This is a genomic window from Paenibacillus sp. JNUCC 34, from assembly GCF_058269055.1.
The window spans coordinates 291,418-306,665 of sequence record NZ_CM177770.1 but is presented as its reverse complement, the minus strand read 5'-3'; the positions used below and the strand labels follow the sequence as shown (position 1 = coordinate 306,665).

Below are 15,248 nucleotides of genomic sequence, written 5' to 3'. Positions count from 1 at the left end.
AAGCTTTTCTTCGAAAAGCTTTGTAACGCTCCCGATGCTAGCTTTTCTTCGAAAAGCTTAACCTTGAAGTCCTTGATCCAATGCACTGAGCAGACGATGCGTCTTGTCACAGCTGTACTCCCAGAACATGATACCTGCTAGCCCCTTGGCCTTCACATAATCACACTTGCGCTGAATGGATTCCTCGTCATCATAAGATATGAAGCTGGACCCGTTAAACAGATACGGTGCGCAAGCTTCTTCATCCCAATAACGGATATAACCGTTCTTATTGATGTAGTCAGCAGCAAGCTCAGTAAAAGCGGGACCGTACCCGCCGGTGCTGCCAGCCATTTGATGAAGACCTTGATTGCGGTCCGGAACCGAATTCCAGACACGGGAATAAAATGCGGCACCGATCACGATCTTTTCCTTCGGCACTCCTGCCCGGAGAAACAGGTTCACGGAAGCGTCTGTACTAATTCGGAACAGATCGCCGGGCGGCGTGTATAGATTCGTATGATGTCCTGACAGAATTTGAAAACCGCCCCGCATATCATAGGTCATTAGCTGGACGAAATCCAGATACTGCTGCACTTGATCCATCTCCGTGCCGTCTACATAATATTGATCCGCGCCTGCCGCAATCGTAAGCAGATAATAACGTCCATCTTGCGAGCCTTTCACATTTAGAGCTTCCCGGATTGTCTTGAGAAGCAAAGTGAAATTTTGCTTGTCATCAGGACTCGACTCAATATCAGCTTCGCCATAGCAGGGATATTCCCAATCCAGATCGATTCCGTCAAAAGGAAGCTCGCTTAGCACCCGCACTGCCGAAGCCGCCATGCTATTTCTTCCTTCCTCGGTGGAAGCCGCCTCAGAAAATCCGCCAGCGCTCCACCCTCCTACCGACAGCAGCACCGTAAGTTCGGGATGCTCCAGCTTTATTCTCCGGACCACCTCGGTATGCTTTAAATGCTCTGTGCTGATCTCATGATTCCGAACATGACCGAAGGCCACGTTCAAATGCGTTAATTTCAATAAATCTTCCCGCGTCATCTCTGGAAGCGCGGCATCGACGACATAACCGGCAGCAATATATTGCTTTGACATTCCCCTTCACTCCGATCCTTTAAGCTTTCTGAAGTAAACCAGTCAAAATGTGTAAGGCTTCCTTCCCTGTGCCAATCTTATACCCGGATGACGTATATCGGATTTGATCCTCACTGTCGAGCGCGAACAGATGCGGGAATCCGGCTTCATGAGCCGGTGAATTCGATATGAAATCCGGTAAAGAAGCATAGGTCGAATCCCGTACAAAAATCGTGCGTGACGGTAGCTCACTAACATTCTCAGGGCTAAATGAAGCCGTCCATTCCGAATCACCGACCACAAGAACGACCGGAATCCCCAACGCATCAACTGGTTCGGCCAGTTCTCGCAGCTCACGAAGCAGATGCTTGGTCGGCTCCCGCTCAGGCTCAAGCCATGCAACAATGGCGCCTTCTGCTCCAATGAGATCTCCCAGTGTTCTGGTGCTTCCATCCAGCTGTGTAAGGGTACTGGTACGGTCTAAAGTACCAAGTACAGGGATGTCTTCTGTCGTCTCGCGGTAGCTCAGGGTAACGTCAGTTTGCTTACTAGCAAGTACAGTGAAATAAGTAAAGCGTACTCTCACAGTGCCGTCCTTAAGGCGTATACCCGACGTTAAACGGTAAGCGCCCGGTTCCACCTCGAACGCCTCATCATAAACGTCGGTTTTGCCATAAGGATAGACCAGCGTTTTGTATACTCCCTTCTCAAGGCGGGCGAATGTGAAGTTTTCATAATAAGAAGCTGCCGGAGCGTCCTGCGCTGCCTCTGGATCACGGAGCAACCGCAGCATCCCCCATGCTATGTTCTCCTGTTGGTCGGAGGCAATTAAAGTGAATAATGCATCTTTCCAACTGCCGTTCTTTAAATACTGCGGTTTCTGTTCGCTTGGGTGCAGACGTGCCGGAATTCCCAAACTGCGACATGCAGCTACAAACAGAATAGTCAGTGATACCGGATCGCCCATCTTCAGATTGTATGTACCCAGCGGATTTCCTTTTCCCCTCAGATTGGGGAGATCCTCCCAAATCTCAAATCCCCGTTCCAGTCTTCGAGCAAGCTCCGCGGGATTTGATCTGAACGCTATGGACTCGTCTCCACTAAACGCTTCCTGGAGAATCTGTCTGTAAGGCACAATCATTTCATATGAGACACGTGGACAAAGAACATACTTGGTAAACGTCTCCTCATCAAGATCTCCGCGCTGCGGTAGAGCATAGATCAGATGGTCATCCAGCACAGGCTTGAACGTATCGATCAAATCTTTATCATTCAAACTCTCCAGCAGCAGCAGCGGCCACTCGCCATATTCCCCGGAACGTTCCTGAAGGAAAGCTGCGATTTCCCGACTGTTCCCGCGCGCCTTCTGCAGAACATCCCATACCCGCTCCGACGGAAGTCTTGTTGTCTGAGCAAGCAGGGACGCCTCCTCCTCGCTCAGGAATGTTCCCTCGTAGTCAGTCCGAATCTTCGTCCCTTCTTCAAGACGGCTATTATGCCGCTGGGTCTTCTCACCGGAAAGCGTCTCTACGGCTTCTCCTTCTCGCTCCGGAGGAGGAACCAAGTCGAAATCCAGCGTTCCATCGGTCTGATCCGAAACATCAAGTATAAGCTCAAGGCGGTCATCTGCCACGGTTACTTTCATTTCACTCCACTTACCGTCTTTCACGGCACGAATCACCAGTTCGCCGAAACCCGTTTTAAAGCAAGCTTCTCCTTGATCATTCGTCGGCAGTGTAGCGATCGGATACAGCTCCGCCATATTGTACAGTTCGAAATGAACTTCTGCCTCGTTCACCGGGTCACCCTGTACATCCTTCACGGTAACGTGTATGGAGCGTGTAGGCGCATAATTCTGTAGCAGGTTAATTTCTGTAAACCACTCGTCAGAGACCGTAATATCCTCGGGTCCCGGATAGTCTGCATAAATACGTGTATTGATCAGCATCGCCCGGCGGGCAGGCGGACTGAACCATCCCTGGTTAAGACGGGCTTCCGGTTCGCAAGCGCCTATATAGTACCACTGTCCGTCAGCCCAAGCTTCCACCCATGCATGGTTATCATCACAATGAGCCCAGCGCGGTGTGTATACCTGGCGCGCAGGGATACCAATGCTGCGCAGCGCAGCCACGGCCAGCGTGGATTCCTCGCCGCAGCGTCCACGAGCGTTTCGGATCATGGTGAGTGGCGATATCGTCCGCTGATCGCTTCCTATGTACGTCGCTTTCTCATGGCACCAGTAGTTTGTCTCCAAAATAGCGTCCGCCATAGATAAGTCCCTTGTTCTCTCGGACAATTCGTTATACAGTATGCCACGGGAATCCTCGATATTTTCCGTATTTACCCGATACGGCAGCACAAAATGCAAGAAGAGATGATCCGGAACACGTTCACCCCAAGGCATCCGCTTGCGGATTTCCAGCGTCTGACGAACATGACTTAAGAACAATGACCCGTCATAGTCAGCCATATCATTTACCGGCATGTATGCGTATAAGTACTTTAGAGCCCAGGTCTCTTCCTCGGTCAGATCCTCCTGAAAAACATCGAACAGTTCATGTTGGCGTGCCGCAGCAATAAGCTGCTTCTTACGGAATTTCTGATCGATTTGCTCCATTGTATAAGAATTCAAAGAAAATATGGATGTCTGTATTGTCACTTGATCTCACTCCTTCCATAGCTTTCCGTCTTCCCTAATACAGATATGGCCTTCCCCGTCCAAGGACGGAGCTGTAATCTGGAACAGACTACGGGTCGTCTCAATGACAGGATCAATGCTCCACGAATCATCACCCATGAGCAGTTTCTTGTCCGCTGTGAATTCACCATGGGCTTCAAAGTAATTACGCTCACGGTAATAGAGCCTGCGCAGTTCCCATTTAATGCGTTCATCCTGCGGAAGCTCAAAGGACAGCGGATTGTCTCCTTCCGCAAACACAACATAGCCCCACAGCTCGGGATAATGCATATTGATAAGGCCCATAGGTGACCATACCCAGTTATCCTCCGGATATGGCTTGCCTGTTTCGGGATTCAGCACTTTACGATATTCGCCGTCTTGTACCTCCGTCTGCCACTGAACACGGGAGAAATTGACGCGCCAGAACTCGCCTGGGAATGGCTGGCGGCTTCCGGCTGCACATTCCCGTAAGCTGGCCCAAGGTATAGCCACTTCAACACTCCACTTCCGGTTATCTGCACCGGGACGATTCAGCTCACCATCGATATGCACGGCTGTCTTCAGGCCGCTAATATCCCAGCCATTCACCGGAGGGCCGCCGTCACGGTAAGGCTTGACCAGCAGCAGATCCCATACCGTATTCAGCGCATTGATCTCAAACTCGTAATATTGATGACTATCTCCATCCGGATCAATGAAAATCTCAAAATCATTATCATAATAAATGACGGAATCCCGCTCCGTTAGCGTCGCCCAAATCTGATCTTCGATCAGTTCTGCCGCGAAGTAGAAATATTCATCATCCCACAGCATTTTAACCCGGGTCTGTTTTGCCGGCATCGGACGAAGATCACCTTCGATATCGACAAAATCATCACTCCAATCCGCTCCAGCCCAGAACGGCTTATCTACACGGCCATCCAGTGCAAGCGTCCCTTGAGCGCGTCTGCATATATAGTGTTTAGGTGCGTAATCAATCTTCGGCTCTGGCACTCCACTTAAGTTCATTGTCGTTCCCCACCTCGTTTTTTAGGGTTATTTCATTTTCAGTTATGGGTTACAACAGCTCCCGAACCACCGTACATCTCCAGCTCTTCGTCAAATTCCAGCTTAAGAACCGTAACCTGTTCATGTGTATCCTCAGGAGTCATATGAATCCATGTCGTTCCCGGAATATTAAACCACGGCACACCGCCATGGATTTCATGAGACAGCTCTTTACCAGAATGAAGAACGGTAATCTTTTTAATCGGATTGCACAATCCTTTAAGGCATATATTTTCTTTCGGATCGTCATATACGAATAAGTACAATGTCTTTTTGTCCTTAGAGACCGTGCTGCCGCCCAGATAATAGCGAGTCATAATTCCTTCATCGGTCCCAAAAACAGCTTCTTCATGAGTCCGGATCCATTCTCCCAGTCCGAGCAGAATGTCCTCCTGTCTCTTATCAATCGTCCCGTCTTCCCGGGGACCGATATCCAGCAGCATATTGCCGCCCATAGAGATGCAATCACAGAACATCCGGATGATCTGGTTCAGTGATTTGTACATGTCATCGGTTGGCACATAGCCCCAAGAACTGTTGATCGTTGTGCAAAATTCCCATGGTCCTTCCGGTCTTGTGATCGGAATTCCCTGCTCCGGCGTCTTATAGTCACCATGTCCCTGAAGGCGAGAATTAATAATAATATCCGGGTTTAGGGACTGCAGATAATGCTTGAATTCAGGCAAATTCCACTGCTCAGCACTCCGCTCCCAATCGCCGTCGAACCACAGCAAATCCACCTTGCCGTAATTCGTTAAGATTTCGCGCAACTGATTATTGTTGAACTCGAGAAACTTCTGCCACTTTTCTTGATCCTGAACGCCGTCCAGTGGACCTGAATGCGGGTTGACCTTGCTGAGATCCTCAGGAACCCTGCCGCCTTCATATACGCTTGGATAATCGGGATGTGACCAGTCAATCAGGGAATAGTACATCCCGAGGTGGATGCCTCTTTTTGTAATTGCTTCCGCATATTCTTTAATGATATCCCGTTTGGCTGGTGTCTTCTTGACCACATTCAAGTCGCTGTATTGCGTGTCCCAAAGGGCGACGCCGTCATGATGCTTTGTTGTAAGCACCGCGTATCTGGCACCTGATTTCTCAATCAAATCAGCCCACTGTTCACCATCAAATTTGGAAGCCGTAAAGCCATCCAGCTGCTTCATATACTGTTCATAAGGGATTCTTCCGTTATAAAAAGACCATGACTCCGAAACCCCGTCTACCGCATATATACCGTAGTGAATAAATATTCCCAGTTTGGCGTCCTCAAACCATTTTTGCATATTTGGTCGCACCTTTCACCATTTATTCGTATGATCTTATTCATTCTTCATGGAAGACTTGTCACTTATTTACCGAATCCGGAATACATGTGCAATCGGCGCCAATCCTTGACGCTCCTTGTCCGGAAGTTGAACCGTGATGCCGCTCCCCGTACGCCGGTACTCAAGCATTTCCTGACCGCCCACCAGATCAATACGGCTGAAATCAGCCTCAATCGGCAGGTACAACTCCTCTGAAACAACCTCATTCTCATCCCTATATAGGTAGAGAGCATATGTTGTATCGTCTTTTTGAGTGAATTGGATGTTACCTACAGAATACGGCTCACACACGCGCGTTCCATAGATGGCCTCGCCATGAACATTCAGCCATGCCCCCATGCCCTTGATGCGAGAAATGGCGGTCTTGGATATTCTTCCGTCCGGCTGCGGCCCCACATTGAGAGCCAGATTGCCGCCTTTTGCGACTATTTCCACGAGAAGATGTATGAGCTGGCGCACCGACTTATAGTTATCCTCATAGCGGAAAGAGAACGCCGATCCCATCGTGATGCAGCTCTCCCACGGCACATGAAGCGCACGCTCAGGCAATGTCTGCTCCGGTGTGATCAAATTCTCGTATGGCCCGCCGACCGTGCGATCCGCCGAGAGAAGCCATGGCTGAATTTTGCGTGCCTTCTCTACCACTTCACCCAGTCTGATGTTCTGATCGCGATAGTCATTGACCCATCCGGCATCAAGCCACAGCACATCGATCCGGCCGTAATTCGTCATCAGCTCCATAATCTGCTCATGTGTAAACTGGACGAATTGCTCCCACAGCCAAGGGTATTCCTTCGGATCATAAGTAGGTCCCCGTGATGTAAAGGTTCCCGGCTGCATACCCGGTGCCCAGTAGTAAGGCGTATGCCAATCGGCTTTGGAGAAATAAGCGGAGATGCCGAGGCCCTTCGCACGGAAAGCATCGAACAGCTGCTGCGTAATGTCCGCATATTTATGCGTATGAAACGGGCAGTCCGGACCTGTGACACGGTAATCGGTTGTATGCGTATCCCACATACAGAACCCATCATGATGCTTCGTTGTAAAATTCAAATATTTGAAGCCGTTCTCAGCAGCCAGGTCAGCCCATAAGTCAGGCTGAAAACGGAGAGGATTAAACGTCTTGTTTAAATCAAAATACTGCCGTTTCAACTCCTCCGCATCGATATCCCAATCGATCTCATTGCGCGACCACTCCTCATCCTTGTCGCTAAGTGCCCATGATTCAACAAGACCGAGCTGAGAGTACGGTCCCCAGTGCATCATTAGCCCTAGTTTCTGATCCTTGAACCATTCCAAACGCTCCAGCAGCAGCGGATCCTCCGGCTTGACCCATTGTTCCTCACTGCTGTAATTATGAACTCCTTGCTCAACAACGGATTCCTGCTCTTCCTGAATCAGCTTGTTCTCACTCATCGCGCACCTCCGGTATCGTTAGTTCTGCCATTCCGACTTGCTTCATAGCTTCTTTGGATTGAATGAATAACAATAGCCAACCCCCGGTCACGTCGGACCGGGATACGTTGGCCTCTTGCTTCATGTAGGGATAGATTTATTTCCCAGAGTCCCAGCGATCGTATGCGCCCTGATACAGCTCGACTAAACGGTCGCCACCCATTTTTTTGATTTGTGCAACATACTTGTCCCAATTGGAGAGCGGTTCTTGCCCGGTAACGAACTTCGCTTCCATCTGTTTCACATAAGTGTCCAGGTCAGACAATAAAGCCGTTGCCTCGCTCTGCTCTTCATTTGTCAGATAAACGTTAGGGAAAGGAGCTTTACCGATAGGTACAAGTTTCTCTTGGTTTTGCTGGTCAATCCACTCGTCAAACTCGGTGCGAAGACCGTTCGCAACCTCCGGATCATTAATGCCTGGTGTCAAAATACCGTAGTTCGGCGTGAGTTTGCCGCGGTATTCATCACGGTCACCGCCGCCAGGAACTGGAAGCCATTCTTTCACTTGGTTTTCCTTGTCTTTATATTTCCAGAGCACGCCTTCAGGTCCTTGATTGAACAGTGTGGAACCTTCATAACTGTACAGATAGTCGATCCAGCGCATTGTAGCTTCCGGAGCGGGATTTTTGTTTGTAATAGCAAAGGTCCCCTGTGTAGATATACCTGGATGCTTGCCGTATACCGGAGAGCCCTCAATCTCACTCTTCACTGGTGTCATCAACGGGTTATCACCGCTTGGCTCACCTCCGAGGGTGAAGTATGGATGATAATCACTGAACAGAGCAACCTGCTTGTTCTGCCCTTTTGCCTTTTTCTGTTCAGCCGTTTGGGAGAAGGTTTCATGGTCAAGCAAATCTTCTTTCCACAAACGGTTCATGAAAGTCAGGTAGCCTTTATAGCCTTCTTCCTGGAAAGGATAGTGAACTTTTCCATCCTTGTCGGCATAAATTCCTTCATTGTACATCCCCCAGAAGCCGAAGAAGTACATACGCAGATCATCCAGTTTCACGGAAGTCAGCGGAATCTCGTCTTGTTTACCGTTTCCGTTAGGGTCTTCTTCCTTGACACGCTTCAAATACGTATACAATTCTTCTGTTGTCTTAGGCTCAGTTGCATTGAGCGCTTTCAAGAATTCACCGTTATACCACACAGGGCCTCTGTACCATACGGCTGTAGCGTCAATGAATGGCAGTGCATATATATGCCCGTCAGGCGTTGTAAACGACTTCCGAATATCCGGGTTCTCATCAAAAATTTTCTTGATGTTTGGCGCATAACCTTCATCAATGTATTTTTCCAGCGGAATCAAAACGCCTTGGGTGCCATAAGTCACTTGTTCAGCCGATTTGATATCGGCTGCGTAGAACATATCCGGCAAATCGCCGCTCGCAAATACCAGGTTCTTCTTCGTTTCAAAACTGTCGATCGGTGAGAGTTGATACTCCAGCTTGATGCCTGTTAATTTCTCCATCTCTTCTAGTACAGGCATTTTGTTCCAGTCTGCTATACCGGCATCCTGCGACATAACCTTGAGAGTTAGCGGCTTCTCTACAATCGGAAAGCCTTCTTTCTTAACATCGGCGTTGGGTGAACCAGAAGCCGAAGACCCATCTTCATTCCCTTTGGAAGAACCACAAGCTGCTAGCAGACTTGCTGATAGCGTGAGGCAGAGTAAAATGGATGATGCCTTGCGAAGCTTTTTCATGACAACAACTCCCCTTTTAAAGTTGATTGAACTATGGCAAGATCAGCCCTTTACAGAACCAATCATAACACCCTGAACAAAATAACGTTGAAGGAATGGATAGACGGCAATAACTGGAATGGTCGCCACGATGATGACCGCATATTTGACGAGTGCGGCGATTTCCGCCTTGCTGTTCATCGCCGCAGCCGAAGAAGCGTCGATGGCTCCTCCACCCTGCGCGGACATTTCCTGAAGAACCAGAATCTGGCGCAGAACCAGCTGCAGCGGGTACTTCGCAGTATCATTCAAATAAATGAGAGCTGAGAAGTAGCTGTTCCAGTTGCCGACCCCATAGAACAAGGCCATGACCGCAATAATTGGCATCGACAGTGGCAGAACTATTTTGATGAACAACCGCATATTGGTACAACCATCGATCTGGGCTGCGTCCTGCAGCTCCCTTGGAATGGAGCTCTGGAAGAAGGTGCGGGATACGATAATATTCCAGATCGATGCGGCCGACGGAAGGACAAGTGCCCACATCGTATTGACCATACCGAGCTCTTTGACGAGAAGGTATGTAGGTACAAGCCCGCCTCCAAAGAACATTGTCACCATGAACATGCCCATAAAGAAGTTTCGTCCAACAAAATCCTTGCGGCTCAAAGCATACGCCGCCGGCAGAGTAACCAACAGATTTATCGTCGTTCCGACTACGGTGTAAAGAATGGTGTTCGCGTATCCAGACCAAATACTGCTATTCTCGAACACTCTTTTGTATCCGTCAAAAGTGATTCCTTTGGGCCACAGCCACATTTCCCCGGAACTGACAAGCTTCGGATCACTGATCGATGCGCTGAGCATATATACCAAGGGATAGAACACAACGATAAAAGCTAGAAAGACGAAAAAGTAATTGCAAATCAGAAATATTTTGTCTCTTTTAGTTTCTTTAACACCCGTTAGCATTCATGTCTCCTCCTCTCTACCACAAACTGTTTTCGCTCGTACGGCGAACAACCTGATTCACGACAACAAGCAGAATTGCATTGATGACGGAGTTAAACAAGCCGATCGCGGTCGAGAAGCTGTACTGGGCATCCACAAGCCCCGAGCGGTATACGAAAGTTGAAATAACGTCTGACGCTCCCATGTTAAGCGGGTTCTGAAGCAGCAGGATTTTCTCAAATCCGACCCCGAGCAGACTCCCTATATTCAAAATCAACAGGATGGTCATCGTCGGAATGAGTGTTGGGATGTTAATATGGCGTAACCGCTGGAAGCGCGAGGCTCCGTCAATGACTGCAGCTTCATGAAGTCCTGGATCCACGCCCGAAAGCGCTGCCAAGTAAATGATGGTGCCCCAGCCTGCGCTCTGCCACACACCAGAAAACACGTACATTGTCTTAAACCATCTTGGATCCGTCAAAAAGTCAGGGGCACTAAATCCGAGCCATTCAATCATATGAACGACAATCCCTGTCGATGGGGAGAGGAAGGTAATAATCATCCCCGCCATAACGACGACCGAAATAAAGTGAGGCGCATAGGTGACCGTTTGGGCCATTTTTTTAAAGAAACCGTTTCTTATTTCATTGAAGGCCAGTGCCAAAATAATTGGAATCGGAAATCCGACGGCCAGTTCATATAAACTGATACTTAGTGTGTTCCATAACAGATCCCAAAAATAGTAAGAATCGAAGAAGCGTAGAAAATGGTCGAAACCAACCCAAGGGCTCCCTGTAATCCCCATCGTGGGAATGAAATTTTTAAATGCGATTTGAATGCCGTACATCGGTCCGTAAGAGAAAATAAGAAAGTAGAAAAATGCGGGTGCAATGAAGATATAAAGTTCCCAGTTCTGAAGCATTCTCTTCCATACACTCTTATGTCCCTTGCCGAGCGCCACATCTGGACTACTTGTAAGGACAGTTTTTGTATCCTGCATAGGACCACCCCTTCCTGATTTGATATGATTCTCTCTCGTTTCGTTACCCACAGTGCGTCAAAATTGATAACGCTTACACAACTAACGATAGTCGACTTTCGTAAACGCCGTAAATATGTCATTTGTGTGCACTGTAAAAGCCTTTACTATCAAGGCTTTCAGCCTTATGACAATCATTTTTGACAACTGGACAATGTGTCATTTTTGACTAAAATGTAAGCGCTTTTTATTGATGGTCAAATTTGACCAATTCCGAATTCATCGATGAGATGCGATTATTTAGCAGATGTCACAGCAAATACTCCGTTTTCTACGAGAAAACAAGCAAGCCGTCCAAGGAATGAATCTTGGACGGCTTGCTTGAACATCTCTAAGCGAGGTGGCTTGTTTCATTTAGTTGTAAAAAGAAAACATCCCCTGCAGAATACAGGAGATGTTCTAATGGCTTAAATTCATAAAATCATCAAGATCCCGATCTGCTTTGGATTGATTGCATTCCATACATGCACAGACACAGTTCACTGGCGTTGTATGGCCTCCTTTGGCACGCGGCAGTAAATGATCAATCGTATCCCCGTATCTCCCGCAGAAATAACAGGTATAACGGTCGCGCTCCAGCACATATCTGCGGAATCCCTTATTTGTGTAGAGACGGCGGATGGTATGGCGGTTCACAACAACGGCCGCATTCTCTTTCACCAGGATGATGGCTAGCTCCGGATCAATCTCTTGATGCCACCCCCGGCCTTTATCGGTGCGCCCACGCATCCGTATCGTACCTGCCCGAGTCGGCACAAGTCGTGTCACATCATACAGATTGAGATGTTCATTTGCTATAGCCGTTCGGAGCAGCGGTCTTGGCGGATTCGGCGGGGTAGGCTTGCGTTTGTCCCCCGTCTCGCGGACTTCAACCCGCTTTGGAGAAATGTGCTCCGGCTGCTGCCCGGCAGTATAGTTGCATTTGGCTGCAATGGCTGCTCTCGCTTTAGCCCGCTTGCGAGCAGCCCGGCGTTTCTGCGAACGGGATGTTCTGGGCTTGGACGGTTGGATCTCCGGAGAGGAAACCGCATCATCCCTGACTGGAGATGAATCCACTTTACTGACAGGGCCATCTTCCTTTTCGAGAATCGCTTCCGGGATTCCTTCAGACGCCTGACGGCGGCATTCCGCGCAGATTCCCCGCCGAGAATTCGGTCCTGAACGGCGCCCCGTCCGGCGGCGAAACTCAGATAAAGGTCTTTCCATTCCACAGTGTACGCATTGTTTATATAAAGACTGTTCTATTCCGTTCATCGGCATCAGCACCGGACTATTCCGGTCTATGTCACCCCAAACCTGTTATTGGTTAACATGTATTCTTCGCTATTATTATACCTCAATCCATGATTTGTCACTCACATGGTATTGCGGCGAGGGCGGGTTGAGCCCATTCTTAGTTTCCTCCCGATGAGCCTAATGATCTCCTGAATCCCCCAAAAGAGTAATGCACCCAGCATGAAAGGATATTTATACGTGTTCCATCCTCCGGTTCCAACCAAGAGAGAAAATAACCATCCTGCCGCGACGCTTGCCAGCAAATAGGAGATTGGCTTCATGCAAAACGCAACTCCCTTCGGGGCTTCGTAAAAGAAACGGGCTACTGCCCCATCCATGATTAGAGACAGCGGGATTCCGAGAACCAAATACATGGGGAAAATGATGATCCAGCCTACAATAAAGAGCCTGAAGTACGAGTAGTAGCTAACCCCTGCCTCCCTCACATCCATCGGTGTATAATCCAGATACGCTGCAACCAGACAGATCAGCAGTGAGGAAAAAAGTGCAGCCAACAATTTCGACATCACATAAACACACCTCCACTCCTTATAACACTATTAGAGAGCAAGATGTTTCATATATAACTATCCGGAAAGGCTTTATTCATCCGAAGCAGATCCAGAAAAATTTCTGCAGCCTTCGTATGGTAGGGAGTCGCCTGCGTAATTAGAGAAAAATGTCTGCGCACAGGTTCACCGTCCGGCTTTAGCATGATGAGCGTACCGAGCGAAATTTCCTTCCGAACCGCCCAGTGGGACAGCAGAGTTACACCAAGTCCCGCTTCCACAGATTCCTTAATTAACTGGGTACTGCCGAATTCCACTTTGTAATCCGGTTTAAAATGACGGCTTGTAAACATATGTTCTGCTGCTCTACGCGTACCTGATCCGCTTTCACGCACGATCCATGTTTCTTTGCCAAGCTCGGAAAGGCTAATTTCTTCTCTTCCTGCATAACGCTCCTCATTCGGCACAATAACAAACATTTCATCCTCCGCAAAGGCTTCAATATGAAGATTCTCATGATGGTATTCTCCTTCAACAATTCCGATATCCGCCTGGTGATTCAGAATTGCCTCAGCCACCTCGGTCGTATTCCCGATGTTGATTCTCGGCCGGATCAATGGATATACCTCATGCATATACGCCAAAAGATGTGGTAGCACGTATTCTCCAAAGGTATAACTTGCGCTAATGGAGAGATCACCGCTAGCCCGGTGCAGCAGATCGTCTACCAATGTCTGCATCCGTGTGTACATTCCCAAAATATCCTTGGCATGATGAAATACAATTTCTCCTGCCTGATTAAGACGGACGTACTTGTTCGTTCTTTCCAGCAGTTTAGCGCCCACCGTGCGCTCCAATGCCTGTATGTACTGGCTTACCGCAGGTTGGGTCATCCTCAGCTCTTCGGCAGCACGAGTGAAATTTCCTTTTTCCACAACCGTGACAAACACCTCTAACGATACATCCATGTCAAAAACTCCTTTACTGACTTCCTAATGCAATCAGCTTATCATAACTATTTACTTATGATGATCATTATAATGATTTATTTTTCTTATTTAAAAAACTAAGCTACGATGGATTGAGGCCAACCGAACATATCGGAGGTTACAATCATGAACAAACCTGCTTATCAAACCATGTCACACCATGAACCACAAAGAACACCCCGACCGGAGTTTCGGAATAAAGCTCTTTCCTGGGCCGGTGGGATCGGATTCACCTTTATCATTGCCCTAATGGGCTACGGGCTTTCTTACATTCCCGGACTAAACATTCTGGGGCAGCTGGCGTGGGCCATCCTCATTGCTGCCGTATTCCGTCAGGTATGGGGTTATCCCGAGGCACTTCGAGCCGGTATTCAATTTACAGCCAAAAAGCTGCTTCGACTCGCCATTATTCTATACGGACTAAAACTCAACATCGCCATTGTATTCAGCCAGGGCCTGGGGCTGCTACTGCGCGATGTTATCACGGTGGTCTTCGCCATTCTTGTAACGATGCTGCTGGCAAAATGGCTAAAAGCCGATGGTTCCCTCTCTCTTCTGCTGGGGATTGGCACCGGCGTATGCGGCGCAGCGGCCATTGCTGCCGTCTCGCCGATCCTGAAAGCAAAAGATGAAGACACCGCGCTGGGTGCGGGAATCATCGCCTTTATCGGCACCGTGTTTGCCGTCGGCTACACTTTGCTTCAGCCGTTTCTTCCGCTTACGGACACGCAGTACGGAATATGGTCAGGCATCAGTCTTCACGAGCTTGCCCATGTAGCCTTGGCGGCAGCCCCGGCAGGTGAGGACGCGTTAGCCGTCAGCTTGCTTGCAAAGCTTGGCCGCGTCTTTCTCCTCATCCCGCTGAGCCTTATATTAATGTACTGGATGCGGCGTACAGGACGGGTTGAAAAAGGATCCAAGCTGGAATTTCCATGGTTCCTGCTTGGTTTCATTGCCCTGAGCCTGCTCGGTAGCGCGGAGTGGGGCGGTCAGAGTATTATCCCTGACGGCTTGAAGAACGGTATCGCGAAGTCTGCGTCCTTTATTCTGGCTATGGCAATGGTGGGTCTGGGGCTGAACATCCATCTCCAATCACTGCGTAAAGCATGGCGCCCGCTGCTAGCGATGACCATTACCTCTGTGCTACTTGCATTGCTCACTTTTTGGATGTCCTAAGGTGCACACGCCAACTTCACCGGAAGAGGCGTGCGAGTATGAGG

The 15,248-nt window shown here is 48.8% G+C and carries 12 protein-coding genes; 1 reads left to right on the top strand and 11 read right to left on the bottom strand.

The window, feature by feature from the left end; all coding sequences use genetic code 11:
• Positions 1-57: 57 nt before the first annotated feature.
• The 11 genes from AC2TF5_RS01385 to AC2TF5_RS01335 form a co-directional block, all read right to left on the bottom strand.
• Positions 58-1,092, bottom strand: a complete 1,035-nt coding sequence (locus AC2TF5_RS01385) for a glycoside hydrolase family 18 protein (RefSeq protein WP_491300511.1) — start codon at positions 1,090-1,092, stop codon at positions 58-60.
• Positions 1,093-1,111: 19 nt separating this feature from the next.
• Positions 1,112-3,730 carry a transglutaminase-like domain-containing protein gene (locus AC2TF5_RS01380; protein WP_491300510.1) on the bottom strand — a complete coding sequence of 873 codons (2,619 nt, stop codon included), beginning with the start codon at positions 3,728-3,730 and terminating at the stop codon, positions 1,112-1,114.
• A gap of 6 nt (positions 3,731-3,736) precedes the next feature.
• Positions 3,737-4,759 (bottom strand): carbohydrate-binding family 9-like protein, encoded by a 1,023-nt coding sequence (locus AC2TF5_RS01375; RefSeq protein WP_491300509.1) that lies wholly within the window; start codon positions 4,757-4,759, stop codon positions 3,737-3,739.
• A gap of 38 nt (positions 4,760-4,797) precedes the next feature.
• A complete protein-coding gene (locus AC2TF5_RS01370; protein ID WP_491300508.1) occupies positions 4,798-6,084 on the bottom strand; it encodes an alpha-L-fucosidase in 1,287 nt (428 codons plus the stop codon).
• Between the two features lie 69 nt (positions 6,085-6,153).
• Complete coding sequence (locus tag AC2TF5_RS01365) at positions 6,154-7,542, bottom strand: alpha-L-fucosidase (protein WP_491300507.1); 1,389 nt, start codon at positions 7,540-7,542, stop codon at positions 6,154-6,156.
• Between the two features lie 136 nt (positions 7,543-7,678).
• Positions 7,679-9,286: an extracellular solute-binding protein gene (locus tag AC2TF5_RS01360; RefSeq protein ID WP_491300506.1), complete on the bottom strand. Its 1,608-nt coding sequence runs from the start codon at positions 9,284-9,286 to the stop codon at positions 7,679-7,681.
• Between the two features lie 42 nt (positions 9,287-9,328).
• Positions 9,329-10,237: a carbohydrate ABC transporter permease gene (locus AC2TF5_RS01355; protein ID WP_491300505.1), complete on the bottom strand. Its 909-nt coding sequence runs from the start codon at positions 10,235-10,237 to the stop codon at positions 9,329-9,331.
• A gap of 16 nt (positions 10,238-10,253) precedes the next feature.
• On the bottom strand, positions 10,254-11,216 hold the full coding sequence (locus AC2TF5_RS01350) for an ABC transporter permease (RefSeq protein ID WP_491300504.1): 963 nt from the start codon (positions 11,214-11,216) through the stop codon (positions 10,254-10,256).
• Positions 11,217-11,654: 438 nt separating this feature from the next.
• Entirely contained in the window at positions 11,655-12,509 is an 855-nt protein-coding gene (locus tag AC2TF5_RS01345) for an HNH endonuclease (RefSeq protein WP_491300503.1), read from the bottom strand.
• A gap of 101 nt (positions 12,510-12,610) precedes the next feature.
• Positions 12,611-13,060 (bottom strand): hypothetical protein, encoded by a 450-nt coding sequence (locus tag AC2TF5_RS01340; RefSeq protein ID WP_491300502.1) that lies wholly within the window; start codon positions 13,058-13,060, stop codon positions 12,611-12,613.
• 47 nt (positions 13,061-13,107) lie between these two features.
• The gene (locus tag AC2TF5_RS01335) at positions 13,108-14,007 is read right to left on the bottom strand and encodes a LysR family transcriptional regulator (RefSeq protein ID WP_491300501.1); all 900 of its coding nucleotides are present in this window, start codon (positions 14,005-14,007) and stop codon (positions 13,108-13,110) included.
• Positions 14,008-14,154: 147 nt separating this feature from the next.
• Here AC2TF5_RS01335 and AC2TF5_RS01330 point away from each other — a divergent pair, with 147 nt between their 5' ends.
• Positions 14,155-15,204 (top strand): YeiH family protein, encoded by a 1,050-nt coding sequence (locus AC2TF5_RS01330; RefSeq protein ID WP_491300500.1) that lies wholly within the window; start codon positions 14,155-14,157, stop codon positions 15,202-15,204.
• The last annotated feature ends 44 nt before the right edge of the window (positions 15,205-15,248 follow it).